The organism is Wenzhouxiangella indolica (genome assembly GCF_042310355.1).
GTDB lineage: Bacteria > Pseudomonadota > Gammaproteobacteria > Xanthomonadales > Wenzhouxiangellaceae > Wenzhouxiangella.
In genome coordinates this window covers 62,834-89,752 of record NZ_JBHJMR010000004.1, presented here as the reverse complement: position 1 = coordinate 89,752, position 26,919 = coordinate 62,834, and the positions used below count along the sequence as shown (strand labels likewise).

Genomic DNA, 26,919 nt, shown 5'->3' with positions numbered 1-26,919 from the left:
GCCGCTTGGCTAAACGTTAGCCAAAGGAATGTGCTCCATGAAACCTGATGTCACTATCAGGAATGAAACAAGCTCCGATGTCAGCGCAATAAGCGGAGTTACTATCGCTGCCTTCAATACGCTGGAAATCAGCAACCACACGGAGCAGTTTATAGTCGAGGCGCTACGCGCCGGAAAGGCCCTCACGGTATCTCTGGTTGCAGAGATGGATGGTCGAGTAATTGGGCACATTGCGTTCTCGCCAGCGACTGTTTCCGACGGCACAGCGGACTGGTATGGACTTGGACCTGTTTCGGTGTCGCCGGAATATCAACGTCAGGGCGTTGGCAAGGCCCTGATCCGCGCAGGATTGGCGCGACTTGGGGAGATGCATGCTCGTGGCTGTTGCCTTGTAGGACATCCGGAGTACTACAAGAAGTTCGGATTCGATAACGTTCCAGGACTTGTCCACGAGGGAGTCCCTCCGGAAGTCTTCCTCGCAATGTCCTTCGACGGGGATATTCCCCAAGGCGCAGTCACTTTCCACGAAGGATTAAAGGCGGATGGCCAACAAGAGCGTACACGCGACGCTTGACAGCGCGTCTGGCACTCGGCGTTATATTGGCGATGAAATCCATTCTGCTGCTTTTGATAATCCTTGCGTTCTCCATGGACGCGAAAGCTTGTAGCTGCATTGAGCAAACGGGCCCGATTGATGCCCAGGTGGAACGCGCCCTTGAACGCTACGATGCTGTCTATATTGGGTATCCGATGTCAATACAACAGTCAACTGTTGATCTCGGCCACTATGAAACTCAGCTTCAAACCGTTACGTGGTCAGTCCTTGAATCGTGGAAGGGGCCGAAAGCCGGTCGAATACCCTTTGTGACGGTCACTAACAATACCGGTGGTCTCTGCGGCCGCAATATCCCTCGCCAGGAGCGATATCTTGTTGTTTCAGTACGCACCCGTGATCATCAGTATTCAATTCCCCTTTGTTCAATTAGTGGGCCAGTACGCCTCTCGCATGAGTATATTGAAGAGCTTCGCCACTAAAGGGATCGCGAATCTAATTGAGAGATCTCTGAAAAACTCTGCGCGGAGCGCGTTTTAGTCTGAGAAGCCGGATGCTGTTTCTGGCGGCTCCGGTTAGCCCAATCGTTCTAGGGCAAACCGTTGTATGTTTCTGGCAAGGAGGTTTTATGGGAGCACATCAGGATCAGATGCGTGGTTTCGCCAGGTACAACCGCGAGTTCAATTTGGCACTGTTCAGCAAGGCTGCCGAGCTTGATGATGGCCAGCGCAAGCGAGACATGGGCGCATTTTTTGGCTCGATCCACGGAACCCTGAATCACATTTTGCTGGCCGACAGGATCTGGCTTGGGCGTTTCGCCGAAGCGATTCCGGATATTTCCGCATTGGGCGACGCGAAGCTGGTTTACGAATTCTCGTCACTTTCGCAGGAAGTCTGTTCCGACTTCGACGAGTTACGGCATGAGCGGAAGGCTACGGACGGGGTTATTTCGGCCTGGGTGGAAGAGTTGACCGACGAGTTGCTCGCGCAGACCATGCGTTACAGCAATTCCAATGGCCAGCTGCGCGAGCATCCCGTCTGGGTGGCGGCTGCACATATGTTCAATCATCAGACTCACCACCGGGGGCAGGTGACAACCCTGTTGTCCCAACTCGGCCTCGACCCGGGCGTGACCGACTATTTCGCCTACGTGAAGTAGCGGCCCGCTAAGCTAGCCGGGTGGATTGGCCGCTGGGCCGGCGGACGGCCTTGGCCCGTGGCCGAAGCCGCTGCCCGGGACGGGTGACGCGCCAATCTGCCAGAACAACCAATTGAGGGTTTGGGTGCGGCCGTCGGCGTCTTCGAGAATGAATAGCTGGGATTGACGTATATGCATTATATATGCATACTGCCCGCATGGAGATTGAGTTCGATCCAAAGAAGGCTGCATCGAATCTTCGCAAGCACCGGGTCAGCTTTGCTCATGCTGAACAGGCCCTGAGAGATCCCCTTGGTATCACCATCGAGGATCCTGACTCGGAAATCGAGCCCCGATTTGTCACTCTTGGCGCTGATTCCCTGGGTCGAATTCTGGTTGTAGTCCACACACCGCGGGACGATCGCGTCCGAATCATCTCCGCACGTAAAGCCAGCCGAAATGAGGCAAAGACCTACCATGCGTAAGGAATATGAATTCAGTAAGGGCAAACGAGGCCCTGCCATCGAGTCTCCCCGGAAGACTCGCATCACCATCATGCTGGACGATGACATTATCGAAGCTTTCCGGGCTCGGGCCGAATCCAGAGGCATTGGATATCAAACCGCAATCAATGAGGCGTTGCGGGCAACCCTCGATGATGAAAACGTACCGTTGACTGCTGGCAAGCTCAGGGAAATTCTCCGGCAGGAGTTGCAGCATGCGGACTGAGCGGTCAGCTTGTGATCGTTCGTTGTCGCAAGATGACTTTCGCTATCGAGGGGGTATCTACTCCTCCTTTCCGATCTTGTCCCAAGTCCGATGCTCGAAGTCGCTGGCATTATGCCGCTCCCGCAGCTGGTTCTCCGGCTTGCCGAACACCGAGTTGACCATCCTCCCGCGCTTGACGGCCGGGCGCTCGTCGATGGCCCTGGCCCATCGCATCACGTTCTCGTACTCGTAGGTCTGCAGGAACTCGGCCGCTTCGTAGACGCGGTCTAGGGCCAGGCAACCGTACCAGGGCCAGATGGCCATGTCGGCGATGGTGTAGTCGTTGCCGGCAATGTATTCCTTGTCGGCCAGCTCGCGGTCGAGCACGTCGAGCTGGCGCTTGACCTCCATGGTGTAGCGGTCGATGGCGTACTTGATCTTGACCGGGGCATAGTTGTAGAAGTGGCCGAAGCCGCCGCCGAGGAAGGGCGCGGAGCCCATCTGCCAGAACAGCCAGTTGAGGGTTTCGGTGCGGCCGCCGGCGTCTTCGGGAATGAACTCGCCGAACTTTTCGGCCAGGTAGAGCAGGATGGCGCCCGATTCGAACACGCGTCGCGGCGGATCGACGCTGTGGTCGGCCATGGCCGGGATCTTGGAGTTGGGGTTGATCTCGACGAAGCCGGAGCCGAACTGATCACCCTCGCCGATGCGGACCAGCCAGGCGTCGTATTCCGCGTCCGAGTAGCCCTTCTCGAGCAGTTCCTCGAACAGGATGGATGCCTTTACACCGTTGGGCGTGGCCAGGGAGTAGAGCTGGTGGGGGTGCTTTCCGACCGGCAGCTCTTTTTCATGGGTGGGGCCGGCTTCGGGGCGGTTGATACTGGCAAACCGGCCGCCGTTGTCGTCGGGTTCCCACTTCCAGACCCTTGGCGGGACGTATTCGGACTGGCTCATCTGGGCGTGCTCCTTGGCGATTTGACTGTCCATACTAATGTGAGAGCAGTGAGCGTCGTCATCAACACCCGTTGTATACGTAGTTCTGCGTAGCGGGGCGGTGGCCGGGGCGCATTGCCGTCGCGGGCCTGCGTGTTGATAATGAAGACTTTCCCGCGTGGAGAATCGATCATGAAGTACCTCTTGCCCCTGTTGCTCGCACTCGTCGTGCTCGGCTGCCGCCCCGCTTCCGATGATTCATCGGACCCGATGGCCGATGCCGCCGACCAGGCGGCCACCGCCACCGAAGCCGAAGTCGAAGTCGATCGCCCGTCGGACTCGGCCACGGCATCCGACAGCGCATCGTCCGGGGAAGGGCGGCTGGAAGCGATCCTCGAAGCGCAGCCCGAGGACGTCCGGGCACGCTACGACGAGCGCCACCCGCGCGAGACGCTGGCGTTCTTCGGTATCGAGCCGGGCATGACCGTGGTCGAAGGGCTGCCCGGCGGCGGTTGGTACACGAAGATCCTGCTGCCCTATCTGGGATCGGAAGGGGAGCTGATCGGCGCCAACTACGCGATGGATATGTGGCCGCATTTCCGCTTCGGCACCGAAGCGTTCGTGGAGCGGATGCGCCAGTGGCCCGAGACGTTCCCAGAGGAAGCGCAGGCGTGGTGCGACGATGACTGCGCGCCGGTGTCGACGTTCTACTTCGGTGCTCTGCCGCAAGAAATGGCCGGAACGGCCGACGCCGTGGTCTACGTTCGCCTGCTCCACAACCTGGCGCGTTTCCAGAATGACGGAGTTGACGACTATCTCGACCAGGCCCTGGCCGATGCCTTCACGGTGCTCGAGCCCGGCGGCACCTTCGGCGTGGTGCAGCACGAGGCACGCGAAGACATGCCCGACGACTGGGCCGACGGCAACGCCGGTTACCTCAAGAAGTCGTTCGTGGTCGAACGGGCCGAGGCGGCCGGTTTCGAGCTGGTCGACGAGAGCGACATCAACGCCAACCCCAACGATCGCCCGGGCACGGATGAAGTCGTCTGGCGCCTGCCGCCGTCGCTGCGCGTGCCTGACGACGCCGAGGACGCGGAGGCGCTTAGGGCGCAGTACGAGGCCATCGGCGAGTCGCACCGGATGACGCTGAAGTTTCGCAAGCCGGAAGAGTGAGCGTTTTCGCCGAGCGCTCGGCCAAAACGGTCGAACGACCGGCGCGGCCGAGGGATTCGAGCCGGTCACGCGGGACCGTTGGAAACGCGGCCGGTTCGAGGGCTGCGGGCATTTCCCGATGCTCGAAGCGCCGGGGGCTTCGCCCACTCGGTGGCCTACTTCCTGGAATGAGCCTTGGCCATGGCTGCAATTGCGCTGGCGGAAAGCGACAGCAGACTGCCCACGAGGAGCAGCCCGGTTCCGATCAGCCAGGCCTGCCACAGGAAATCCGACGTGCCGGAGAAGCGGGCGTTGCCGAAAACGAGCAATGAAATTGGAAACCAGCAAACGGCCGCTACCAGCAAAACTGCTGTCAGCCATCGATGAACGGGGCGCGTCGCAGCGCTGATCGCGAGCCCGGCCAGCGTGATCAGGCAGGTCCAGAGTATGAGATTGACGACCGGAGCATTCAGAACGCTGACCGCGGTAAAGGCCGGACCCTTCAGTCCAAAGCCTAGTGCGAGGATCAGTAGCTGAACGAACAGCGCCAGTGCCCAGGCTTTCATCGGTGCCCGCCGATACCGTGATGGACTCTGACTTGCGAATGGGGGCATGTTCAAAGAGATCTCTTGAGCCGGCGATTCAGGGTCGAGGGGCCAAGCCGATCGCCAATCGCTCCGAATCAGCAGTCCGTTCGGCCTTCAGATCGCGGTGCCGAAGCGGTCGGAGAACAGCTCGTCGCGACTCGTTCCCATCGGAATGGTGGCGGGGCTGAAGTTGCCGTTGTCGTTGACCTGGCCGTGATTCGTCGCACGGGAGACTCCTGATGGTTGTCGGTGGGGTCGATACTGCCACAGGCCGGCACACCGGGCCAGCCGCCCACCCCGTGGCGCCCTGGCGCCGCCGCTTGCCGTGCGCTGGTCCCGGGTCGATAATCGCAGCCATCGATTCGCACACGGGGCCACTGGCCGCAGGCGCCGGCGCCGCAGGGAGACAGGAATGCGAGATTCGCGCGAGGGAGTCGCCGACCGCCGGACGCTGTGGCTGTATGACCGCCTGGCCCGGCTGCCGCTGGGCAACCGCTTCGTCAACAAGATCTTTCTGATCGCTTTCGTCGGCACGCACGTGCCGCTGCTCGCGCTGCTGGTCTACTTCCTGGTCGGCTCGGATGCGCTGGGGACGCATTTCGATGTGCTCCTGGTCGCCCTGCTGGCTACCCTGGCCGGGTTCATCGGCTCCCTGTTGCTCCTGCGATCGCTGCTGGGGCCCATCACGCTGACTGCGCGAGCGCTCGAGGATTTCCGGACGAGTTCGAGCGTGCCGGATCTGCCGACTCACTACCGCGACGAGGTCGGCTCGCTGATGGCCACCGTCCAGCAGACGACCGAGCGCCTCAACGCCATGATCGTGGCGCTGCGGGAGGCCGCCAATACCGACGAACTCACCGGCGCGTTGAACCGGCGTGCTGCCCGCGAGCAACTCAACAGCCTGGTCGAGCGCGATCTCGGCCGCGGTTTCCAGGTCCATCTGGCGATCATCGACCTGGATGGATTCAAGGGGATCAATGATCGCTTCGGGCACCCGGCCGGTGACCGCCTGCTGCGGGCCTTTGGTGAGAAAGTCGCCAGGCATCTTCGGCCCAGCGACTGGCTGGCCCGCATCGGCGGGGACGAGTTTCTGGTGGTCATGAGTGATTGTTCCCGTTCGGAGATCGTCGAGCGCATGGACCGTGTCCATCGGGACCTGCAGGCGCGCCCCATCGAGTTTTTCGACGACCAGCCCGTCATGCTCTCGTTCAGCTTTGGCGTGGCCGAAGTGGACGGGGGCGATCTGGACGCCATTCTCGAGCGGGCCGACGCCGCGCTCTATCGGCACAAGCCCGAGGAGTCATGAGGCTTCCGCCACTGATAAACTCCGACCCATGACTCGAAGAACCAAGATCGTTGCCACGCTCGGACCCGCGACCGACGAGCCCGACGTGCTCGAACGCCTGATCACGGCCGGCTGCGACGTGGTCCGGATCAACTTCTCGCACGGCGATGCCGAGACCCACGCCCGGCGCATCAAGATGGTGCGCGCGGCCGCCCGCGAACTCGACACCGATGTGGCTGTACTCGCCGACCTGGCTGGCCCGAAGATCCGCATCGACCGCTTCCGCGAAGGTGCCGTGGCGCTGAAGGCGGGGCAAGAATTCGCGCTCTACGCCCGGGAGAATCCGCCGGCCGGCGACGAGCGGGGCGTCGGCGTGGCCTACCTCGGGCTGGTCGACGACGTGAAGCCCGGCTCAGAGTTGCTGCTCGACGACGGCCTGATGGCGATGCGCGTCGAAACCATCGACGGCGACACCATTCACTGCACCGTTCTGACCGCGGGCGCCCTGTCGGACCGCAAGGGGCTCAACCTGCGCGGCGGCGGGCTTTCCGTGCCCGGGATTTCCGAGGCCGATGCGCGCGATATCGAGCGCGCCGCCGAGTGGCAGGTCGACTACCTGGCCGTGTCCTTCCCGCGCGGGCCCGAGGACATGCAGCGCGCCCGCGAGCTGATGGAAGCCGCCGGCGGCCACGCCGGACTGGTCAGCAAGATCGAGCGCGCCGAGGCGATCGAGAATCTCGAGGCGATCATCGAGGCCTCGGACGCCGTGCTGGTCGCCCGCGGCGACCTGGGCGTGGAAATCGGCGACGCCGAGCTGCCCGGGCTGCAAAAGCGCATCATTTCGGCCTCGCTGGCGGCCAACCGGCCGGTGATCACGGCCACGCAGATGATGCAGTCGATGGTCGAATCCCCGATTCCCACGCGCGCGGAGGTGCTGGACGTGGCGAATGCGGTGATCGACGGCACCGACGCGGTGATGCTCTCGGCCGAGACGGCCGTGGGCCGCCACCCGGTGAAGGTCATCGAGGCCATGCGCCGCATCTGCAAGGGCGCTGAGCGCCACGTCGACACGCATCTGCCCATGGGCCGGCTCAATGTCCAGGCCGAGCGCATCGACCAGGCCGTGGCGATGGCCACCATGGTGACCGTCCACAACCTGCCGGTGAAGGCCATCATCGCCCTGACCGAGTCGGGCTCGACCGCCCAGTGGCTCAGCCGCGTTAGATCGCCGGTGCCCATCATCGCGCTCTCTCCCAACCGCTTCAGCCTCAGAAAAATGCGCCTGTTCCAGCACGTGCGCCCGCTGCTGTTCGTACCCCAGGACATGCCCACGCCCAAGCTGGCCCGCTCGGCCATCGAACAGGTCAAGCGCGCCGGCCTGGTCGAAACCGGCGACCGCGTCCTGATGACCCTCGGCGACGAACAAGGCGTCATGGGCGGCACCAACACGATGAAGATCCTGACCGTGGAATGAAAACCGGGTAACCACCGAATACACCGAAGACACCGAGAAAGAAGGAGGGAAATGCTCTTTCGGTGAATTTCGGTGTTTTCGGTGGTTCCTCCTTTTTTGCGGATGAAGTCGGCCTCGTGGGTGGCTACAATAGCGGACTACTCTCATTCACCCGCCAACCGCGTAGCAGGGGTCTCAAGATCATGACTGACAAACTCGAACAGCTCGTTGAAACCGCACAGGCGATGGTCGCCCACGGCAAGGGCATCCTGGCCATCGACGAATCCACCGGCACCATCAAGAAGCGCCTGTCGGCCGTTGGCGTGGAGTCCACCGAGGACAACCGCCGCGACTACCGCTCGATGATGCTGTCCACGCCCGGCCTGGGCGAGCACATTTCCGGGGCGATCCTGTTCGACGAAACCATCCGCCAGAAGGCCCCGGACGGCACGTCCATGGTCAAGCTGATGGAAGACGCCGGCATCCTGCCGGGCATCAAGGTCGACCGCGGCGCCAAGAATATGGCCGGTTTCGAGGGCGAGAAGATCACCGAGGGCCTCGACGGCCTGCGCGAGCGCCTGGCCGAGTACGCCGAACTGGGCGCGAAGTTCGCCAAGTGGCGCGCGGTCATCACCATCAGCGACGACACGCCCTCGCGCGCCTGCCTGGACGCCAACGCCCACGCCCTGGCCCGCTACGCCGCGCTTTGCCAGGAAGCCGGTATCGTGCCGATCGTCGAGCCGGAAGTGCTGATGGACGGCAACCACGACCTGGATACCTCCTACGACGTCACCGAGGCCACGCTCAAGGCCCTGTTCACACAGCTCTACGAACAGAATGTTCTGCTTGAGGGCACGGTGCTGAAGGCGTCGATGGTGATTTCCGGCTCCGACGCAAGCGACCGCGCCAGCCCCGATGAAGTGGCCGAGGCCACCATCGATTGCCTGCTCAACGCCGTTCCGGCCGCCACCGCCGGCGTGGTCTTCCTGTCCGGCGGGCAGGGCGACGTCGAAGCGACCGAGCACCTCGATATCATGAACAAGATGGGCAATCTGCCCTGGCCCCTGTCGTTCTCCTACGGCCGCGCCCTGCAGGCCGAGTGCCTCAAGACCTGGGCGGCCGACCCCAAGGGCAACCGCGAAAAAGCCCAGAAGATCCTCGCCCACCGCGCGAAAATGAACGGCCTGGCGGCGATGGGGGAGTGGAGCGACGGTGAGGAGTCGTAGTCGCTACAGTGGATCTTGAAGTTCGTCGCATGATTCTGCACTTGGGTGTATCGGGACTCGGGACTCGGGACTGGGGACTCGCTACTGATAGTGCCGTTGAGATTCCAAGCGCATTGGCTTCGATCGGTGTGGCATTGCCCCTTCGTTGGGGCTCCTGGGGATTTTCCGAGTCCCGAGTCCCGAGCCCCGAGTCCCGGCTCTTAAGCGAGTCCCGAGTCCCGAGTCCCGAGTCCCGAACCTCAGACGCCAGATCGAGGCCCGGTATCCCCGGGAAAGCAAACCGCAACCGAACGCCCCACCCATGACCGACCAAGACAAATTCCGCGAAGAAGCCCTCGACTATCACCGACAGTTTCCGCCGGGCAAGATCAAGATCGTGCCGACCAAGGCGCTGACCACGGCCAAGGACCTGGCGCTGGCCTACTCGCCGGGGGTGGCGGCGGCTTCGGAAGAGATTGCGAAGGACCCGCTCAAGGCGCTCGACTACACCGCGCGCGGCAACCTGGTGGCGGTGATCTCCAACGGCACCGCCGTGCTGGGCCTGGGTGATATCGGGGCCGCGGCGTCCAAGCCGGTGATGGAAGGCAAGGGCGTGCTGTTCAAGAAGTTTGCCGATATCGACGTGTTCGACATCGAAATCGACGAGCGTGATCCCGACAAGCTCATCGACATCATCGCTAGCCTGGAACCGACCTTCGGCGGCATCAACCTGGAAGATATCAAGGCGCCGGAGTGCTTCAAGGTCGAGGAAGCGCTCAAGGAGCGCATGAATATCCCGGTCTTCCACGACGATCAGCACGGCACGGCGATTATTGCCGCCGCCGCCCTGGTCAACGGCCTACAGCTGATCGAAAAGAAGATGGAGGATATCCGCCTGGTGGCCTCCGGCGCGGGGGCGGCCGGCATGGCCTGCCTGGACCTGCTGGTCACCATGGGCGTCAAGCGCGAGAACATCACCGTGTGCGATCGCGAAGGCGTGATCTACGCTGGCCGCGAATCCTACATGGACGACCGCAAGGCGACCTACGCGGTCGAGACCGATGCCCGCGAGATGGGCGAGGTGATCGAGGGGGCCGACGTCTTTCTGGGTGTTTCGGCGCCGGGCGTGCTCGAGCCCGAAATGGTCAAGAAGATGGCCGACCGGCCCATCATCCTGGCCCTGGCCAACCCCGTGCCGGAGATCATGCCCGACCTGGCGCGCGAGGCCCGTCCCGATGCGCTGATCGCCACCGGTCGCTCGGACTTTCCCAACCAGGTCAACAACGTCCTGTGCTTCCCCTACATCTTCCGCGGCGCGCTGGATGTCGGGGCGACGGCGATCAACGACGAAATGAAGATGGCCTGCGTGCACGCCATCGCCGAGCTGGCGCAGATGGAGGCTTCCGATGTGGCCGCCCAGGCCTACGGCGGCCAGGCGCCGAAGTTCGGCCCCGACTACCTGATTCCCCAGCCCTTCGACCCCCGCTTGCTCGTGCACCTCGCGCCGGCCGTGGCGAAGGCGGCGATGGATACGGGAGTAGCCGCGCGACCGATCGAGGATCTCGACGCCTATACCGAAAAGCTCTACCAGCACGTCTTCCGCACCGGCTTGCTGATGAAGCCGGTCTTCGACGCCGCGCGCAAGGATCCCAGGCGCGTGGTCTTCGCCGAGGGCGAGGAAGAAACGGTCTTGCGGGCGGTGCAGAGCGTGGTCGACGACGGCCTGGCGAAACCGATCCTGATCGGCCGTCCCAAAGTGGTCGACATGCGAATCGAGCGCGCCGGGCTTCGCATCCGGCCGGGCAAGGATTTCGAGTTGGTCAACCCGGAATCCGACCCGCGCTTCAAGGAATACTGGCAGACCTTCCACGAGATCACCCAGCGGCGTGGCGTCACGCCCGATTCGGCCAAGGCGCTGGTGCGTACTCGTACGGCCGTGATCGCGGCGGTGATGGTGCACCGCAACGAAGCCGACGCGATGATCTGCGGCGTTGTGGGTCGCTACCAGAAGAAGCTGCAGTACATCTCCGAGGTGTTCGGCACGCGCGACGACAGCAGCACGCTCGGCGCGCTGTCGGCCATGACCAACGAGAACGGCGTCTGGTTCGTCTGCGATACCCACGTCAATCCCGATCCCAGCGCTGAACAACTCGTCGAACTGACCCTGATGTCGGCCGAGCGCCTGCGCATGTTTGGCATCACCCCGCGCGTGGCCCTGTGCTCGCACTCGAACTTCGGCAGCCACGTCAATCCCTCGGCTTCGAAAATGCGCCAGGTCTTCAACATGCTGCGCGAGCAGGCACCCGACCTGGAGGTCGAGGGCGAGATGCGCGCTGACGCCGCACTGATGCCGGCCATCCGCGAGCGCATCTTTCCCAATTCGCGCCTGAACGGTGAGGCCAACCTGCTGATCATGCCCAACCAGGACGCCGCGCACATCGCGTTTTCGATGGCGCGCGTGATCGGCAAGGGCGTGACCATCGGGCCGATGCTGATGGGTATCGGCCGCCCGGCGCATGTGCTCACCCCTTCGGCCACGGTGCGTCGCGTGGTCAACATGACGGCAATCGCCGTGGTCGATGCACAGCAGTACGAACGGCGCACGAAGGCCAGCGGCGAACTTTTCGGTTGAGAATGGTGGAGGCGGCCGCGTGAGATCAAGTGGGGCCGGCCGATCAGGCCGGTCCCGAGCGTCGTCGATCGGTCGGTGGCGTCAGTGGATTTCCACCTCGCCTTCGGGGCTGACGACCAAGACGCCTTCCTGATCACCGTTGACCATGATGGCGTAGTACGCGTTGCCGGCAGGGTCGCTGCCGATGTAGACCAACGAGGCGTCGTTGTCTAGCGTGCTCGCGTCGGACTCCCAGAACTCGGCCGCGTTTTCGCCCAGATCGCTATGGCTGAACACGCTGTTCTTGCCGCTCGGCCGATGGTGGACCAGGAACATCGCGCCGCGATCCGCGCCGATGATCTCGAGTGTGACGGCCCCGTTGCTGGAAACCAGTTCCTGCACTGCCAGTTTGTCGACGTCCTCCGGCTTTTCCGGTCGGTCGGCAAAGGCGGGTTGGGCGATCAGCAGCGCTGACACCAGCCAGCCAAGAGACACTACTGTCGTTCTACGTTTCATGGCGTCCTCCATTTTGCGATTCAATCGCCAACAAACGCGGTCACAGACCACGGCAAAAAAGCTATCAACGCCTTTCATTTTCTGTCAAGAGGGCTTGGGCGGGGCGTCTTTGAAGGGTCGTCCAGTCGCTCCCGGGTGCGCTGCCGAACAGACAGTCGCTGGTTGCGGCACCAGGATGGGCGTCTGTAGCGAATAGCAAGGAAGCGCCCCGCGATGAAGTGTTCCGCCCCGACCATCTCCCGTCCATCAAGACTCCCGTACGGCCGCACGACCATGAGCCGGGGCGCTGGACGCATGATGGTGGAGCTGGGATTGTGGATCCTGGGTATCGCGCTGCTTACGACCTATTTTTTGGCGACCGCCGGACTCGAGAGCGAGCGCAAGCAGGGCATCGAGATGTTTACCCAGGCGCGCGCCGCGGCAACGGGCAGTCATGCGCTGGAAGATCTCCCGCTGCCCGGTCAGAGCCCAGCGTCCCCCACGAATCACGAAACCGGGCGCACAACCCTTCCCGAAAGCGACTCCGAGGGCGACTCCCTGCCCGTTGCCGTGCTGCGCATTGCCAAGCTGGGCATCGAAGTGCCCGTCTATCCCGACCTTACCGAGCTCAATCTGAGTCGCGGCGCCGGCTGGGTCGGCGGTACGGCCGCGCCCAACACCGGCGGCAATATGGCGATTGCCGCCCATCGCGACCAGTATTTTCGGCCGCTCAAGGATATCCAGGTCGGCGACAGCATGGAGCTGGAAAGCCTCTCCGGCCGTGGCGAGTTTCGCGTGTCCAGGATTGCCATCGTCGACCCGGAGGATGTCTCCGTTCTCGACGACACTGCTGTGTCCACGATCACCCTGGTCACCTGCTACCCCTTCTATTTCATCGGAAACGCCCCGCAACGCTACATCGTGCAGGCGACAGCCGTTGAACCATCCGGGAAGTCATCCATCGAGGATGCCGTTCCCACCGCACGACAATCAGGAGAAACACCATGAGCACCCACTTGAACGTACTCGCCATGACGTCGGCAGCCCTGCTGCTGGGTCTGGCATGGTCTGGCAACACCCAGGCCCAGGAACTCTCACCCAATATGCCGGGGCCCGACGTCGATCGCGCAAGCTGCGACGAGGTGGAGTGGCACAGCAACCTGCTGCGTGACTACCCTTGGGTCGTCGACGCTTGTCAGGAAGCAATCATCGTCGACGGGCAGAAATGGGCCCGGTTCGAAGCCGAGTTCCAGGAGCTTCATCGTGATGGGGCGATCACCTCGAATTTCACGAATGACCGCGGCCGATCACTCGGCAATGTTCGTCTGATGCCGGGCAAGGATCAGCGTGTGATGCTCGATGGTCGTCCCTACCGGTTCTCCCAACTGAAGACTGGACAGACCCTGAACTTCTACGTTCCGGATGATCTGTACGCCTTCACCATGGAGCCGGGCGCGCCCGACACCGAACAGGTTCGAATCATCGAGCCCGTGGAGGAACGCCAGCCTACTCGCATGGCCGAAGCGCGGACCGACAACAACAGAAATCGGCCGGAAACACTGCCGGCAACCGCTGGTCCGTTGCCGATTATCGCCCTGGGCGGAATGTTCTCGCTGCTGGGCGGCATTGGGCTGACCACGCGTCGCCGCCTCAAGAAGTCGAATGCCTGAATCCCGGGCACGGAATTAACTCGCCGGGCGGTTGCAAGCCGATCGTCCGGTCTTTTTGTATGACAGGAGCACCCCATGACAGTTGCCAAGATCATCGAGATTTCAAGTGATTCCACCACCAGCTTCCAGGACGCCATCGAGACCGGTATAAAGCGCGCAGAACGAACCGTCAAGAACGTGAGAGGCGCCTGGATCGCCGAGCAGAAGCTGAGTATAGACGGCGGCAAGATCACAAGTTACCGGGTCATCATGCGCGTCAGTTTTGTGATCGATTAGTGGGCGCATGCTCGCGTCTACCCCATCGAGGCCGCTCATCCTTGGAGTGAGCCGGGCCTCTCTGCGAATATCTGAACCAGAGAAAAACCAGAATCACTCCAGCGACAGTCCTGGAGTCCATCCCTGACGGCGCCTGCTCTGTCACGTTAGATGTCCTTATGTGCGCTACCGAACTGAATGACTGCAACATCAGGCGCTAGGCTCCATTCGATGCTGCTGGAGAGACTGCATGCTTGACTACAAGCCTGGCCGCCATGAGCATCAGCCTTCAACGTTGGGCTCTGAAGCGCTGGGAGAGTGGGAAAGCGAAGGCGGAAGCCTGTGTTGGCCATCTGTCGAGAATCGAGAGGTTGTGGGCTCGAGCGCGTTGTATGCCGACTCCGGGATTGCTTTGCTCGAAGCGCTGCCGCTAGGCATTCTGATCACCAATCGCATGGGTGAGATCACCTATAGCAATCCAGCTGCGCAGAAGCTGTTCGGCGCTTCAGCATCCGAGCTGCTCGGCACCGCCTGGTGGCTGGCGATCGATCCGCTCGACCGACCAGCCGCCTCGGCGCGGTGGCAGAAAGGCGTTGCCGACGGTCGATCTCCGACGTTTGAAGTTCGTTTGACCACCAGTTCCGGGCGGCCTGTTTGGACGCGACACAGTATCGCCCGCCTTCGTTCCTGCAAGACTTACGGTGATCATATCCATACCGTTGAAGATATCAGTGGAGCCAAGGCAGCCGAGAAGGCCGGGCAGAATGCCCTGGAAATCCTGTACAGAGAGCGGGAGCGAGCTCGCGTGACTCTGGAGTGCATTGGTGATGCAGTCATCAGTACGGATTCTTGCGGCCGGGTAACCTATCTGAACACCGTTGCGGAGCATCTTACCGGTTGGTCTCGGGATGTCGCCGCAGGCCAACCCCTTAGCCGAGTCTTCAGTGTGATCGACTCCGACAGCCGCAGCCCCATCAGTAACCTGGCCGAGCGGGCAATGGAAAGCCTCGAGATCGTACAGATGCCGGCAAACAGCCTGCTGTTGCGTCCGGATGGAAGCGAACTGGCTATCGAGGACTCCGCTGCTCCGATCCTCGACGAATCGGGGCGGCTGACCGGTGCGGTCCTTGTTTTTCGGGACCGCATGCTTTCTCGGGAGAATACGACAAGAATGGCTTACCTGGCGCGCCATGATGCGCTGACCGGCCTGCCCAACCGAGTCGCATTCTCTGAACACTTTACGCAGGCCACTACGCTTGCCAAGCGCCATGGGAAGCGGGTCGGGCTGCTGTTCATCGATGTCGACCATTTCAAGCAGATCAACGATAGCCTCGGGCATGAAGTAGGTGACCGTCTATTGAGGGATCTCTCGAGCAAGCTGGTGGCTTGCGTTAGAAGCACCGATCTGGTGTGCCGGCATGGTGGAGACGAATTTGTCGTCCTGCTGGGTGAGATCGGGCAGGTCGAGGACGCCGGCAAGATTGCAGTCAAGATGCAGCATGCAGTGGCGAGGCTCCGCCATAGCGAGGGGCAGGCTTTCGATCTCAAATTGAGTATCGGGATCAGCGTCTATCCCGAAGACGGCTCCGACCTGGAAGAGCTGATCCACCGGGCCGATTCCGCGATGTATCAGGCCAAGCTCGATGCTGGCCAGCAGTATTGCTTCTATCGGCTTGGCATGGAGCGACCGGCTGCTGGGGCGCCCTTCAGAAAGGCCTCCAGCAAGGGTTAGCGTTCAGCTACCGAACCCGTCTCGAAAGCTAAAGACTGGGTTGAAGCCCCGCCAGGGGGTTCCTGGTTTATGTTTCCTACCGAACAGAGTAGCTGCCCCATGCCGTGATGTAATGGCCACTACAGCGATAACGTGCTGAGGAGGCCGAAGTCATGAATATCCAAAAGCCGCCGCAGGCCACAGCCAATTTGATCTATTTTTTCACCGTTCACCTGCTGGCGCTGGTGGCAGCGCCCCTGTGGGGACTTTTCGTGGGTTTCAGTGGCTGGGCATGGTTGACAGCCGGCCTGATCTGGCTGTTCAGTGGGCTTTCGATTACCGCTGGCTACCATCGGTTGTGGTCACACCGAAGCTACCAGGCTGCATGGCCCCTCAAGCTTTTCTTCGTTATCTTCGGTACATTCTCCTTGCAGAATTCGGTCCTGGTGTGGTGCGCGCGACACAGAGTGCATCATCGCTTTGTTGATGACGTAGAGCGTGATCCGCACTCGATCCGCAAGAGCTTCTGGCATGCTCACATCGGTTGGATGTTGCGTCACTGGCGTTCCAGTGAGGTCGACTTCGAACAGGTCTGGGATCTCGAGCGTGATCCGCTGTTGAAGTGGCAACACAAGTATTACTGGCCGTTGACCTGGGCACTCAACCTGGGGGTTCCCTGTGCCCTGGGCTTGTTGGTAGGTGACATCATCGGGATGGTCCTGCTTGCCGGGGCCGTCAGACTGGTCTTCAGCCAGCATTGCACCTTCTTCATCAACTCGCTTGCGCATGCCTGGGGCAGGCGCGACTACAGCAATGACAACACCTCGCGCGACAACGGCTGGCTTGCGCTGCTGACATGGGGCGAGGGCTATCACAACTTTCATCATGCCTTTCAGGCGGATTATCGAAATGGCCAGCGCTGGTGGCACTTCGATCCAGGCAAGTGGCTGATCGCTAGCTGCTCCGGGTTGGGACTGGCCGGGCGGCTCAACCGTACGCCGGATTTCAAGGTGCAGCGAGCACGCATACGAATGCAGTTTCGAGAGCTGGAGAAAGAGCTGGCCTCGGCGGACGCGGCTGAGACCTGGGCCCAGGTCATTGAGCGCGAGTACCAACAGTTCAGGGACACCATCGCCCAGTGGCGGGGCGTCCAGGCAGAGCGTGTCAAGGCCGGTGCTGCCGCCTTGGGTGATCGCTGGCAGAAGCGTGCCTTCAGTACCCGCTTCCGGGAACTTGACGAACGTCTCAAGGCCCAGGCCCGTCGCCTCGCTGACCTGCAGAAGCAGTGGCATGCCACGCACCCGGGGCCCGCCTGAGGAGCCAAAGGCGGCGGATTGAATCGCTTGACTTTCTATCTCACAACGCCACCACGGTCTGCAGTCTTGTCCGCTAGTCCCGGTGGGGCGGTGTCTTCACCTTTCGGATCCGGAGCGTCGTGAATAGCAAGGCAGCGGTCAGGAGCGAAGCCACTATCAAGCCAGGCATGAAATTCACTCGGGTCGAGAGATCCAGGACGATGCCACTGATGTGAGCTTGCTGGTGCGCATCGGCAATAAACCAGCCGATCGTCCCGAGTACCAGCGAGCCAAACAGCAGAACATCCAGTGGCTTGTGACTTTGTATGACTGCGATCAGCGCAAGAACCAGTACCAGTCCCAGCGGCATGTACAGGACCGAGCCGGCCAGCTGCGCCTGCCAGGTCGCGACAGCTGCCGCGAGCAATCCCAGCGCGGGCGAAGCCAGCAGCAGAATCAGCGCCAGGCTGAAAAGGAGAGGGTCCTTCATTCCTGATGTCCTTGAAGTCGACGTCACTGTGCTCATGGCGTCAATTCTGCATCTTGGGGGTGTCCCGGGTCGGTGCGCTAGGGAACAGTGGAAGTTTGCAGTCGGCCTGCGCTGCGTCCCGTGGGAGTCTGTCGGGCGGCCTCGGGATTGCAGTGTCGGAACCCGCGCACTGCGAGCGAAGCAAAAGAACGGCGCTTCATTGATAGAGGCGCCGCGGAACAAGCGGCCAGGAAGGTAATGCCCAGGGCCGATACCACCAGTCCTTAGGCATTTGCAACTTGAGAAAACTCCTGAATTGGCTGAATATGTCTGCTGTCCTGTTGTGGCGCTCGAGCTGAGCGCACGGCTTCAAGAGCAAGCGGGTTGTTGCCTGTACTCTTTACGCTGGCGCACCGGATGGCAAACGAAGAACGTGGCGTTCGTTGTCGTACAGACCTGGCAAGGTTGGTCATGGGGTTTCTTCGTGCGGTCCGCAAAGAGTTGTTCAGAGGTTCCATAGTCAATGACAACCGCAACCTGGTTCATGCTGATTGGCCTGCTCCTGTTGGTGGTCGGCTTTACGTTTTCCTATATCAAGGCCGTGCCAATAACCTCGGCCATTATTTACCTCATCGTGGGTTCCCTTGTCGGTCCCATGGGCCTGGGGCTTTTTCACTTCAACCCGCTGAAGGAATCTGCGCTCCTTGAGTTGCTGACCGAGTTGGCGGTGCTCGTCTCTCTGTACTGCGCCGGTGTGAAAATGCCGGTGCCGATCGTCTACAGGCGTTGGCGCAGCCCCTTGCAACTGGCCGTTGTGTCGATGGCCATCACGGTTGGCCTGGTGACGCTGTTTGGGCACTATTGGCTTGGATTGCCGCTTGGGGCCGCTGTGCTCCTCGGAGCCGTAGTTGCGCCGACGGATCCGGTGCTGGCAACCGAAGTCCAGGTCCGCCATGCGGATGACCCCGATCGTCTTCGTTTTGCATTGACCTGCGAGGCAGGGATCAATGACGGTAGCGCGTTTCCCTTTGTCATGCTCGGGCTGGGTTTGCTGGGGCTGCATGACCTGGGGGAGGCGGGTGGAAGATGGATCGTCATGGACATTCTCTGGGCCAGCGGTGCCGGTGTAGGAATCGGGATCCTGGCCGGCGCGGCTATCGGCCTGCTCGTGTATCGGTTGCGAACGATGTTCGTGAGCAGCGCCTTTCTGGAAAGTTTTCTTGGCCTGGGGCTGATTGCTCTGGTCTACGGTCTCTGTCTGTTGGTGGAAGCCTGGGGCTTCCTAGGCGTATTCAGTGCAGCGGTTGCCTTGCGTCACACCGAAGTGAGACTGGCCCTTCGCGAGAACGAATCACTGCTACTCCAGAATCATGAAACAAGAAAGCAGCCCCCGGAAAATAGCCAGGTACACGTAAGTGAGAGTTCGCTCGAGTTCAACGAACACCTCGAGCGGCTGTCGGAAATCGTGCTTGTTCTGCTGATTGGCGGATCGCTTTTCTGGGACTCCTGGAGCCTTCGAGCTGTCGGTTTCGCAGCTTTCCTTTTCTTCATTGCTCGTCCAGTGAGCGTCCACCTGGGTTTATTGGGCAGCAAGACATCCATGAGCGTGCGCAACCTTGCGGGCTGGTTTGGTGTACGTGGTATCGGCTCTGTGTATTACTTGATGTACGCCATTCAGCACGGGTTACCTGAAGAACTGGCGCTGGAGCTGCTGCATCTGACCCTGGTGACGGTTGCTCTGTCCATATTGGTCCACGGAGTTACCGTCAAGCCAGCCATTGCGCGTTTCTGGCGTTCGCGGGATACCCGGCGTTAGCGATTGCCCCTCCTGGTTGCAGGCAACGTGCAGGTCGACTCTTTCAAGACAAGGGTGTCGCAGCGAACAGACTGAAGTATCCATTGTTCCGACAATGGTGACCACTCCTGGCTGCGAATCACGCTAATGCCAGTGATGATGTCCCGGTGACATTCTGGTTACGCGGGGAACCCTTGGAGAATACAAATGAACAAGTTCACGTCAATCAAGTACGCAGCCGTGCTCCTTCCGGCATTCGCAATGGGTAGTTCCGTTGCATCAGCCGACAATCAGAGCTGCGATTGCCCTTGTGCCCCTGAGACCACGAGCGTCAGTGCCGAGAGTAGTCATGCCGAGAAGGGCTCTAAACAGGCAGCAATGAATTCGGAGCGACGCATGCATTCGGCGCGCGAAGCTCAGGCCGAACACGAGTCCATGGCTTCCGGTGATGCCAAAGTTGCCGTCGTCGACTTCAGCTACCTGGCAAGCAAGCCTGCCGACGACTACTTCTCCAGCAATCTTATCGGCCATGACGTCATGAACAGACGAGATAACAAGGTGGTCGGCACAGTCAACGAGCTCCTGATCGACGAGAACGGTCAGATCGGAGCCGTGATCATCAGTACGGGCGGCGTCATGGGTCTGGGGAAAAAGGATCTCGCCATCGCCTGGAACGAAGTCGATAGAAAAGTCGACGGCGAGAACATCACTCTGTCAGTCGATGTCTCGAGCGTCAGCCTTGTCGAGGCACCGACATTCGCCCGCAAGTAGCCTGGATTAGATTTAAAACAGCCCGCTACCGCCGGCCATCGGCGGTAGTACTGGCATCCTCGGTTTCGGCCAACTCTAATCCCGGGTCACGACCTGAGTGGTTAGATGGCAACTCGCCTTGACCGAGGCTTTTCTTGGGTTTTGCACGCTCGCTACCTGAGGAAATCGGGCTCGTATCCAAATAACTGAATTAGCAGGAGCATCGCCATGAAGGCAAATGAAAAAGACGACGTATCGCATCCGAAGGTGGACAGCATAGCATCCGGCGCTCATGAAGCCGTGGATTGGGCTGCCGACGCGACCAACTACGCAACGGACAGCCTTTCCGGAAAGAGTCGCCAGATGAACAATCTACAGAAGAAGTGGCGCGCCAGCGGGCGTGGTTATGTACGAGAGAATCCAGCGACTTCGGTCGGCATTGCATTCGTTGGAGGCTATCTTCTCAGCCGCATCCTGCGCGCACGCTAGAGCGCACCAACATGACTCAAATGCAGTTACAACATGCAAGGAACATAAATCATGCTATTTACAATTGCCGTTATTCTTGTCGTACTTTGGGCGCTTGGGCTGGTCTCCGGAACCACCCTGGGTGGCCTCGTTCACGTTCTGATCGTGCTTGCAGTCATCATGGTCGTCTTCCAGCTGCTTAGAGGACGTCGGGCCATATAGGGATTGCCGTATTCCGAACGTGAATTCAGGCTTGGCTGTCGGCGCCCCTGGCAGGGCGTCGCCCCCTCCCGGCTCGCTCCATTGCTGTACTTCTCCAGCTCCCAAGGAAGTGCCACGCCTGCCGCGACGGTACGGCTTGTGGGCCTATTCCAAGCGAGCGGAACGCAGCCGGTGACCGGCTCCGGAGCTCTGAATGTCTGCTGATTGGTGACCGCGTTAGTAGATGGCCAATCAGTGCCAGGCGGTCACTTCAAGGCAATTTTTTGTTTCGGCCTTTCCCTTTTCCATGCATTACGGGGGGGCATCCGTCGACGTCAGAAGGTTTTCTTCAGAGCGGTCGTTTGATCCATTCTTGTGGAGTATGGAAAGGGCGTCACTCAAGGCATGTTCGAGTACGAGTGCAGTCCGAATGAGTTGTGCATTTTCCTGCAGGAGGCTTTCGATCTGTTTCAGGGCCGCCTGAAGCTGATCTCGGGGATCCGGGCTTTCCAGACAGCTGTATTTTTCCGGCTGTTTCTGAAGTCGCCACTGTGCTCGAGTGGTTTTTGCGATCTGAATCCATGCGGGGCCCCTGAGAATTCCTGGTTGGGCCTGGCTTGCTAGAAAGTTGTGGCCATTCATTGTGTGGGTCGTCATGTCTGAACTTCTCCTTGCCCGATGGGGCACCGAAAGCCAAGGCGCCTTCGGCGGCGCATGGTGGGAATAAGACGCAAGGCATGAATGATCGAGCTTCGATCTACTGCAAGTCATCCTGCATCAGTCGACAGAACTGTCGCTTTTTCAGCTTCTGTCCTACCGGGTGGGGTGTCTGTTCGTCAGCGAACAGTTGCATGCCGCATGGTATGGCATCGCAATGCCCGTGGGTCGCCCGGCCCAGCGCAACACCTCGCAGACACGGCTATCGACGCCGCATTGCGTGCGGCAGCGTACCGACATTCCTGACGGCGGGTAGCAAGCTGTCTTTCAAATCAACCGAGTCATTGCTGCCTGAGGGCGCCGTATGATGAATATTCGACCACGCCGGGTCGCCACGATACTTGCTGCCTTAGCCTCAGTCTTCATGCTGCAGGGATGCGCCGTGAATCCGGTCAGCGGCGACCGTGAGTTCGTCCTGGTCAGCGAGAGGCAGGAAATCGCCATGGGTGCGCAGGGTGCCGAAAGCGTGCGTCAATCCGTCGGCGTGGTCGACGATGCGCAGCTTCAGGGCTACGTTCAGGAACTGGGAATGAGCCTGGCAGAAAATTCCGAGCGTCCCAGCCTGCCCTGGTCTTTCAATGTCATCGATGATCCCACGCCGAATGCTTTCGCCTTCCCCGGAGGCTATATCTTCATTACGCGGGGCTTGATGGGGCTGATGGGAAGCGAGGCCGAGCTTGCAAGTGTTCTTGGCCATGAGATCGGACACGTCACTGCACGGCATTCGGTTGCAATGATGACCCGCTCGCAGGTTGCGCAAATTGGCTTGGGTGTCGGCAGTATTCTCAGTCCCGAACTGGCAGAGTTCAGCGAAGCAGCTGCGGGTGGATTGTCATTGCTGTTCCTGAGTTACGGGCGCGATGCGGAGCGACAGGCCGACGATCTGGGATTTAAGTACGCATTGAGTCACGGCTACGACGTACGTGAAATGCCCAACGTGTTCACCTCGCTACAAGGTTCCGGTCGACTCGCCGGTAGCAGCCCGCTTCCCAATTGGCTGGCGAGTCACCCCGATCCGGCCGAAAGAATCCGCCGCATCGAAAAGCGACTGGGCACGCTGGATCAGCCGCTGGGCGGCACGCGCATCGGCCGAGACGACTACCTGGCCCGGATCGACGGCATGGTTTTCGGAACCAATCCTCGACAGGGATACTTCGAGGAAAATCGATTCATGCATCCAGACCTGGCATTCAGAATCAGCTTTCCCGAGGGCTGGCAGACTCAGAACCTGGCACAGGTGGTATTGGCCGGTAGTCCCGACAAGGACGCGGTAGTGCAGTTGACCCTGATCTCGGGTTCCGTGTCGGCTGCCGCCGAGAAATTCTTTGGTCAGGAAGGTCTGTCAGCCAGCAACCCGAATCGGGGGGCAATCAACGGGCTGGATGCCATACAAGCCCGCTTCCAGGCCCAGACAAAAAGCGGTCAGCTCGGCGGAATGGCGGCCTTCATCGCTTATGGTGAGCATGTTTACCGCCTTCTTGCATTTGCGCCCCCTGATCAGCTGGACCACTACGACTCTGCCTTCCGAAAAACCATCGGCAGTTTCGCAAGGCTGACCGATCGCAGGGCACTGGCCAGGCAGCCGGACCGCATCGCCATCGTGCGCGTACCCCAGGCCACTACACTTGAGTCGTTCAATATGAGATTTCCGTCGGCTATCGATATTGAACGCCTCGCCTTGATCAATCAGCTTTCCGGATCCGAAGTGCTCATTCCGGCAGAATCCCGTCTGAAACGAGTGATACGGGAGCGCTAGCCGTGATGTCCGCTGCACGCACGCCCCTGCATTTGCGACCGATTGCACCGGCGTCTTGGCTACCTGTCGGCAGACTGGTCGGCATACGGCCGTCGTCGCCCGGTACCTCCTCCCGCTTCCCGAACTAGAGGAAAGACATGAATTTGCCCATGACTCTCACTCCCCTGATATCGCTCATTGCCGGTATTCTGATCCTGATCATGCCTCGCCTGCTCAGCATGATCGTTGCCATTTACCTGATTGTCGTCGGCCTGATCGGGCTGTTTGGAATGGTCGATATCCGGTTCTGAACCCTGGGCCGCTCCGCGGCGCGCTGGACCTGTGTGCGGTATCACACAGACACGCGCCTGCTCCGGCGCTACCCTGATTTTTCGACAATCTGTCGAATGCAATGCAGCAATAAGGATTCCCGATGATAACCAGACTCTGTGCCACTCATTCGCGGCACTTCGCGACAATTACTCCGGGCTTTCAGTGGCCTCCCTTGCGAATGTCTCGTGCCGTTCGGGTGTTTGCTGGCGCGGCGTTGCTGTTCTTTGCCGTCCCGGCGTTGACCCAGACGGCTCCGAATCTTGGCGCTACCAGTCCCTTTGCGATCGTATCCGAGACTTTCACCAATACCACCCCGGGAACGGTCGTCGACGGGGACGTCTGTTTCACGACCGGCCCCGTCGTTGCCCCCACGGTCAACGGATCACAGCAGACGCCGTGTCCTGCCCAGGTCGGCATCGACCAGGACGCAGCCCGATCCGAACTGGACGCTCAGTCTTGCACCTCGCTCGGTGCCGCGGTGGCGCTGGATACGGTCAGCATCGGCGGCGGGACGCCGGGGGAATTTCCGCCCGGCTGCTACTCGAGCACCGGCGCCATGAGCATAACCACCGGGGGAACGGTAACCCTGAGCGGCGACGGCGTCTATATTTTCAGGCCCGACGGCGCGCTGAGTTCGGGAGCGAATTCAAGTGTCGTAACCGCCAATGGAGCTTGCTCGGACTCTGTCTTCTGGACGCCAAGCGGTGGCACGACGATCGGCGCCAACGCTTCGTTTGTAGGCACTATATTCCGCGGTACGGCCGCCGGCCTGAGCATTACATTGGGCGATTCGGCATCGCTTGAAGGGCGGGCGCTGGCATTCGGTTCGACGGTCACCACCGACAACAATGCGATTGCCGTTCCCCAGGCATGCGGCGAGCCCGGCACTGGGACCATCATTGTTGAAAAGCGGACGAATCCGCAAGGCAGTTCCCAGACCTTCAGCTTTACTGGTGATGCCCTCGGCGTTCTGACCGACGGCGAGCAGATCGTCGTCGACAATCTGGCGGCGGGCAACTACAGCGCGACCGAATCCGTCCCGGCCGGGTGGCAGGTGACAGACATCACCTGCAGTGACGCAGACAGCACCGGCGACCTCGGAGCGGCGACTGCCGACTTCGCGCTCGACGCCGGGGAAACGGTAACCTGTGTGTTCCTCAACACGCAAGACGGGGCCCCCGATGGATCGATCACCATACTCAAGCAGGCCACGCCATCCGATACAGGTGATTCGTTCAACTTCAGCGGTGATCTCGGCAACTTCAGCCTGATGCACGGTGAGTTTGTCGTGGAGACCCGACCGCCCGGAACCTATGCCGTGAATGAAACAGTCCCGGCGGGCTGGCAGCTTGACAGCGCCACCTGCGATGATGGCTCGCCACCCTCCGCCATCAGCCTCGAAGCGGGCGAGAGCGTAACGTGCACATTTACCAACTCGAGGGATGCCCTCGGCGTACCGACCTTTTCACAGGGCGGGATTGCGCTGTTTGTCCTGCTGATGGTAGCAATCGCCGCAATCTCCATGCGGCAATTCAACCTGAATCCAAGGTAGCAGTCGCAATTCAAATGGAAAGCCCTGGCCGTTCTCGCGGCCAGGGCCTTTCTTGATTCTGTTCGCCGGATACTGGTCTCGACGCCAGTATCAAATACTGATCCTCATCTCGTTTATGGAGCCTCTGAATTGCTCGCACGGGCGCGACGGGCTATCCAGAAGTTCCCTGCGCCCGTGCGTCACTCAGAAACCTTGACGCCGCCGCCCAATGAGGCGGACGATGTGGCTACAGTGGCCATTGGCTTGGGGTGGCTGCTTCGAGGCCAGGAGAGGAGGTTTCAGGGGCGTGAGCTCGCGATCTTTCGGTTTGCTGGTGGTGCTTTTCTGGGTGGTTTCAGCAGCCCATGCCGATCATGATTTTCCGGCTCGGCCCTATATGGAGCACAACCTGGTCCGGGCGGCCGGGCAGTTTCCCCACGATGTGCCCCGGCAGCGTTGTTGGGCGGCAGCAAATGCGGTCTGGCAATACACGCGCGACCACTTCGGCCCGGATCATGCCCGGGCGTGGTTCACGCCATGGTGGTACGGCGGCCAATGGCGAAAGCTGTGTGACGGCCAGGGTCTGCGTAGCCTCGAGGAATCTCGCCACTGGGGCATAACCTGTCCCTATCAATCTTGTCCGGAAGGTCAGGGGCCGTACATCAGCATCAATCATGACCGCATCTATTCGGGCAAATGGCCCGAACCCTGGCTGCATGGGCGCTACTACTACGTCATGGCGCATGAGATGGCGCACGCCATCGGTCACTACTATGGTGATCCGCGTTGGGCCGATGATCATTGGGCGGATGCTGTGGCGCATGCTTTCGGCGCCGAGGTTTGTGAGCACTCACCGTATTGTCGCCGGCGTTCGCCGGCGTCGAACGCCGACGGAAAAGTTGCGCCCAGTGGCCTCGTCGTTCCGCCGCGAGCCCCGGTTCAAGACTGACCATGCCCATTTTTCGAACGCGACCCGGAGCCCCGCTCAAGTGCCTTGATCGGAACCGAACTGGCGCTCATACGACGTGATGGCTGCGGGATAGCACTCGCAAGCCACGGACTCCAGGCCTGAGCGCGAGAGCACCTGGATGTGCCCGCGACTGTAGCTGATCATCTTCTTGTCCTGCATTTGTCCGGCCGCAATGGTGACTGCGCTTCGCCGAACGCCGAGCATGTCCGCCAGGAACAGGTGAGTCAACGTCAGGGGTTGGCCGCGGGCGCGGTCGTCCATCATCAGTAGCCAGCGGGCCAATCGGGCCGCGACTTCGTGAAAGGCATTGCAGGTGGCTGTCTGGGCCAGTTGCTCAGCGCACACGAACAAGTAGCCATGGATTGCTTGTTTGAGCGCCGGGCTGTCTTCGAGATGGCGTTTGAAGCTTGTCGACGTCATCTCCAGTGCAATGCCGTCTCCCTGGACAACCGCCCGCATGGGGTGGCGTTCGATGCCAAGGGCCAGCGAAGCGCCCAGCATGCCCTCGTATCCGATCATGCCCATTTCCAGTGGACCGTGGTCGCTGACCTTGGCGGTAACGGAAATGATGACCGTGGTGGGAAAAAGGACTCTGGAGATTGGCGCACTCGAATCGTTGAGTTCATGGTCGAACTCGAGATCGACAGAATGACACTCGGCCAGCAGTGACGCGGCGTCTGAAGCAGGTAGGCCGTCGATCAGTTGATTTGTCGCAGGCGATTGATGTGGCATGGGCAAAGGCTTTCTCAAGCAAGGGGCCGTCACCCGCCGGATGGGCGGGTGTTGCAGCATGCTTGCGTGATCCCATGCTCGCTGCCATGACCTTGACTGTCTGTTCGCCAAGGCACGTTCCGGAACTCGTCGGGCTCAACGATCGTTGATCAGCCGTGTCGCCCGAA

General features: G+C 60.8%; 30 protein-coding genes. 23 read left to right on the top strand and 7 right to left on the bottom strand.

Going from position 1 to position 26,919, the window contains the following annotated elements; translation table 11 throughout:
• The first annotated feature begins 37 nt into the window (after positions 1 to 37).
• From ACDC67_RS06935 to ACDC67_RS06915, 5 genes are all read left to right on the top strand, one after another.
• Positions 38 to 574 carry a GNAT family N-acetyltransferase gene (locus ACDC67_RS06935; protein WP_376691764.1) on the top strand — a complete coding sequence of 179 codons (537 nt, stop codon included), beginning with the start codon at positions 38 to 40 and terminating at the stop codon, positions 572 to 574.
• 32 nt (positions 575 to 606) lie between these two features.
• A complete protein-coding gene (locus ACDC67_RS06930; protein ID WP_376691763.1) occupies positions 607 to 1,035 on the top strand; it encodes a hypothetical protein in 429 nt (142 codons plus the stop codon).
• A 71-nt stretch (positions 1,036 to 1,106) separates the two neighbouring features.
• On the top strand, positions 1,107 to 1,712 hold the full coding sequence (locus ACDC67_RS06925) for a DinB family protein (RefSeq protein ID WP_376691761.1): 606 nt from the start codon (positions 1,107 to 1,109) through the stop codon (positions 1,710 to 1,712).
• Between the two features lie 197 nt (positions 1,713 to 1,909).
• Complete coding sequence (locus ACDC67_RS06920; protein ID WP_376691760.1) at positions 1,910 to 2,176, top strand: BrnT family toxin; 267 nt, start codon at positions 1,910 to 1,912, stop codon at positions 2,174 to 2,176.
• The gene (locus ACDC67_RS06915) at positions 2,169 to 2,420 is read left to right on the top strand and encodes a BrnA antitoxin family protein (protein WP_376691759.1); all 252 of its coding nucleotides are present in this window, start codon (positions 2,169 to 2,171) and stop codon (positions 2,418 to 2,420) included. The genes ACDC67_RS06920 and ACDC67_RS06915 overlap by 8 nt, the downstream gene beginning before the upstream one ends.
• 57 nt (positions 2,421 to 2,477) lie before the next feature.
• Here the strand turns inward: ACDC67_RS06915 and yghU are convergent, their stop codons facing one another.
• On the bottom strand, positions 2,478 to 3,353 hold the full coding sequence (gene yghU / locus ACDC67_RS06910; protein WP_376691758.1) for a glutathione-dependent disulfide-bond oxidoreductase: 876 nt from the start codon (positions 3,351 to 3,353) through the stop codon (positions 2,478 to 2,480).
• Between the two features lie 171 nt (positions 3,354 to 3,524).
• Here yghU and ACDC67_RS06905 point away from each other — a divergent pair, with 171 nt between their 5' ends.
• Positions 3,525 to 4,505, top strand: a complete 981-nt coding sequence (locus tag ACDC67_RS06905; RefSeq protein ID WP_376691756.1) for a class I SAM-dependent methyltransferase — start codon at positions 3,525 to 3,527, stop codon at positions 4,503 to 4,505.
• Between the two features lie 155 nt (positions 4,506 to 4,660).
• On the opposite strand, the gene ACDC67_RS06900 is transcribed toward ACDC67_RS06905, so the two are convergent.
• On the bottom strand, positions 4,661 to 5,050 hold the full coding sequence (locus ACDC67_RS06900) for a hypothetical protein (protein WP_376691755.1): 390 nt from the start codon (positions 5,048 to 5,050) through the stop codon (positions 4,661 to 4,663).
• Positions 5,051 to 5,185: 135 nt separating this feature from the next.
• Positions 5,186 to 5,449 (bottom strand): hypothetical protein, encoded by a 264-nt coding sequence (locus ACDC67_RS06895; RefSeq protein WP_376691753.1) that lies wholly within the window; start codon positions 5,447 to 5,449, stop codon positions 5,186 to 5,188.
• A 34-nt stretch (positions 5,450 to 5,483) separates the two neighbouring features.
• Between ACDC67_RS06895 and ACDC67_RS06890 the strand changes: the two genes are divergently transcribed.
• The 4 genes from ACDC67_RS06890 (at position 5,484) to ACDC67_RS06875 (ending at position 11,646) form a co-directional block, all read left to right on the top strand.
• Positions 5,484 to 6,377: a GGDEF domain-containing protein gene (locus tag ACDC67_RS06890; protein WP_376691751.1), complete on the top strand. Its 894-nt coding sequence runs from the start codon at positions 5,484 to 5,486 to the stop codon at positions 6,375 to 6,377.
• A 28-nt stretch (positions 6,378 to 6,405) separates the two neighbouring features.
• Positions 6,406 to 7,830 (top strand): pyruvate kinase, encoded by a 1,425-nt coding sequence (gene pyk / locus ACDC67_RS06885; protein WP_376691749.1) that lies wholly within the window; start codon positions 6,406 to 6,408, stop codon positions 7,828 to 7,830.
• A 182-nt stretch (positions 7,831 to 8,012) separates the two neighbouring features.
• Positions 8,013 to 9,035 (top strand): class I fructose-bisphosphate aldolase, encoded by a 1,023-nt coding sequence (locus tag ACDC67_RS06880; protein ID WP_376691748.1) that lies wholly within the window; start codon positions 8,013 to 8,015, stop codon positions 9,033 to 9,035.
• A gap of 301 nt (positions 9,036 to 9,336) precedes the next feature.
• Positions 9,337 to 11,646 carry an NADP-dependent malic enzyme gene (locus tag ACDC67_RS06875; RefSeq protein ID WP_376691746.1) on the top strand — a complete coding sequence of 770 codons (2,310 nt, stop codon included), beginning with the start codon at positions 9,337 to 9,339 and terminating at the stop codon, positions 11,644 to 11,646.
• An 81-nt stretch (positions 11,647 to 11,727) separates the two neighbouring features.
• On the opposite strand, the gene ACDC67_RS06870 is transcribed toward ACDC67_RS06875, so the two are convergent.
• Positions 11,728 to 12,141: a hypothetical protein gene (locus tag ACDC67_RS06870; protein WP_376691745.1), complete on the bottom strand. Its 414-nt coding sequence runs from the start codon at positions 12,139 to 12,141 to the stop codon at positions 11,728 to 11,730.
• Between the two features lie 273 nt (positions 12,142 to 12,414).
• On the opposite strand from ACDC67_RS06870, the gene ACDC67_RS06865 reads away from it, so the two are divergent.
• The 5 genes from ACDC67_RS06865 (at position 12,415) to ACDC67_RS06845 (ending at position 17,072) form a co-directional block, all read left to right on the top strand.
• The gene (locus tag ACDC67_RS06865; protein WP_376691744.1) at positions 12,415 to 13,128 is read left to right on the top strand and encodes a class D sortase; all 714 of its coding nucleotides are present in this window, start codon (positions 12,415 to 12,417) and stop codon (positions 13,126 to 13,128) included.
• Positions 13,125 to 13,790, top strand: coding sequence for a hypothetical protein (locus ACDC67_RS06860; protein ID WP_376691743.1), 666 nt, complete (start codon positions 13,125 to 13,127; stop codon positions 13,788 to 13,790). The genes ACDC67_RS06865 and ACDC67_RS06860 overlap by 4 nt, the downstream gene beginning before the upstream one ends.
• 75 nt (positions 13,791 to 13,865) lie before the next feature.
• Positions 13,866 to 14,066: a dodecin family protein gene (locus ACDC67_RS06855; protein WP_376691741.1), complete on the top strand. Its 201-nt coding sequence runs from the start codon at positions 13,866 to 13,868 to the stop codon at positions 14,064 to 14,066.
• Between the two features lie 229 nt (positions 14,067 to 14,295).
• The gene (locus tag ACDC67_RS06850) at positions 14,296 to 15,777 is read left to right on the top strand and encodes a diguanylate cyclase domain-containing protein (protein ID WP_376691740.1); all 1,482 of its coding nucleotides are present in this window, start codon (positions 14,296 to 14,298) and stop codon (positions 15,775 to 15,777) included.
• 152 nt (positions 15,778 to 15,929) lie between these two features.
• Entirely contained in the window at positions 15,930 to 17,072 is a 1,143-nt protein-coding gene (locus ACDC67_RS06845) for an acyl-CoA desaturase (RefSeq protein ID WP_376691739.1), read from the top strand.
• 73 nt (positions 17,073 to 17,145) lie between these two features.
• Here ACDC67_RS06845 and ACDC67_RS06840 read toward each other — a convergent pair whose 3' ends face one another.
• Positions 17,146 to 17,541 carry a hypothetical protein gene (locus ACDC67_RS06840; RefSeq protein WP_376691737.1) on the bottom strand — a complete coding sequence of 132 codons (396 nt, stop codon included), beginning with the start codon at positions 17,539 to 17,541 and terminating at the stop codon, positions 17,146 to 17,148.
• Between the two features lie 502 nt (positions 17,542 to 18,043).
• Between ACDC67_RS06840 and ACDC67_RS06835 the strand changes: the two genes are divergently transcribed.
• The 4 genes from ACDC67_RS06835 (at position 18,044) to ACDC67_RS06820 (ending at position 20,755) form a co-directional block, all read left to right on the top strand.
• Positions 18,044 to 19,336: a cation:proton antiporter gene (locus ACDC67_RS06835; RefSeq protein WP_376691736.1), complete on the top strand. Its 1,293-nt coding sequence runs from the start codon at positions 18,044 to 18,046 to the stop codon at positions 19,334 to 19,336.
• Positions 19,337 to 19,522: 186 nt separating this feature from the next.
• Positions 19,523 to 20,086: a PRC-barrel domain-containing protein gene (locus ACDC67_RS06830; protein WP_376691734.1), complete on the top strand. Its 564-nt coding sequence runs from the start codon at positions 19,523 to 19,525 to the stop codon at positions 20,084 to 20,086.
• Positions 20,087 to 20,293: 207 nt separating this feature from the next.
• Complete coding sequence (locus ACDC67_RS06825) at positions 20,294 to 20,554, top strand: hypothetical protein (RefSeq protein WP_376691733.1); 261 nt, start codon at positions 20,294 to 20,296, stop codon at positions 20,552 to 20,554.
• 51 nt (positions 20,555 to 20,605) lie between these two features.
• A complete protein-coding gene (locus ACDC67_RS06820) occupies positions 20,606 to 20,755 on the top strand; it encodes a lmo0937 family membrane protein (protein ID WP_376691731.1) in 150 nt (49 codons plus the stop codon).
• A gap of 291 nt (positions 20,756 to 21,046) precedes the next feature.
• Here the strand turns inward: ACDC67_RS06820 and ACDC67_RS06815 are convergent, their stop codons facing one another.
• The gene (locus ACDC67_RS06815; protein ID WP_376691729.1) at positions 21,047 to 21,391 is read right to left on the bottom strand and encodes a hypothetical protein; all 345 of its coding nucleotides are present in this window, start codon (positions 21,389 to 21,391) and stop codon (positions 21,047 to 21,049) included.
• Between the two features lie 364 nt (positions 21,392 to 21,755).
• Here ACDC67_RS06815 and ACDC67_RS06810 point away from each other — a divergent pair, with 364 nt between their 5' ends.
• The 4 genes from ACDC67_RS06810 to ACDC67_RS06795 all read left to right on the top strand — a co-directional run bounded on the left by ACDC67_RS06810 (position 21,756) and on the right by ACDC67_RS06795 (position 25,999).
• The gene (locus ACDC67_RS06810; RefSeq protein WP_376691728.1) at positions 21,756 to 23,207 is read left to right on the top strand and encodes a M48 family metalloprotease; all 1,452 of its coding nucleotides are present in this window, start codon (positions 21,756 to 21,758) and stop codon (positions 23,205 to 23,207) included.
• A 137-nt stretch (positions 23,208 to 23,344) separates the two neighbouring features.
• Positions 23,345 to 23,497: a DUF3096 domain-containing protein gene (locus tag ACDC67_RS06805; RefSeq protein WP_376691726.1), complete on the top strand. Its 153-nt coding sequence runs from the start codon at positions 23,345 to 23,347 to the stop codon at positions 23,495 to 23,497.
• Positions 23,498 to 23,697: 200 nt separating this feature from the next.
• Positions 23,698 to 25,071: an ice-binding family protein gene (locus ACDC67_RS06800; protein WP_376691724.1), complete on the top strand. Its 1,374-nt coding sequence runs from the start codon at positions 23,698 to 23,700 to the stop codon at positions 25,069 to 25,071.
• A 286-nt stretch (positions 25,072 to 25,357) separates the two neighbouring features.
• On the top strand, positions 25,358 to 25,999 hold the full coding sequence (locus tag ACDC67_RS06795) for a type III secretion system effector protein (RefSeq protein WP_376691723.1): 642 nt from the start codon (positions 25,358 to 25,360) through the stop codon (positions 25,997 to 25,999).
• Positions 26,000 to 26,035: 36 nt separating this feature from the next.
• On the opposite strand, the gene ACDC67_RS06790 is transcribed toward ACDC67_RS06795, so the two are convergent.
• Positions 26,036 to 26,812, bottom strand: a complete 777-nt coding sequence (locus ACDC67_RS06790) for a Crp/Fnr family transcriptional regulator (protein WP_376691722.1) — start codon at positions 26,810 to 26,812, stop codon at positions 26,036 to 26,038.
• Positions 26,813 to 26,919 lie beyond the last annotated feature (107 nt).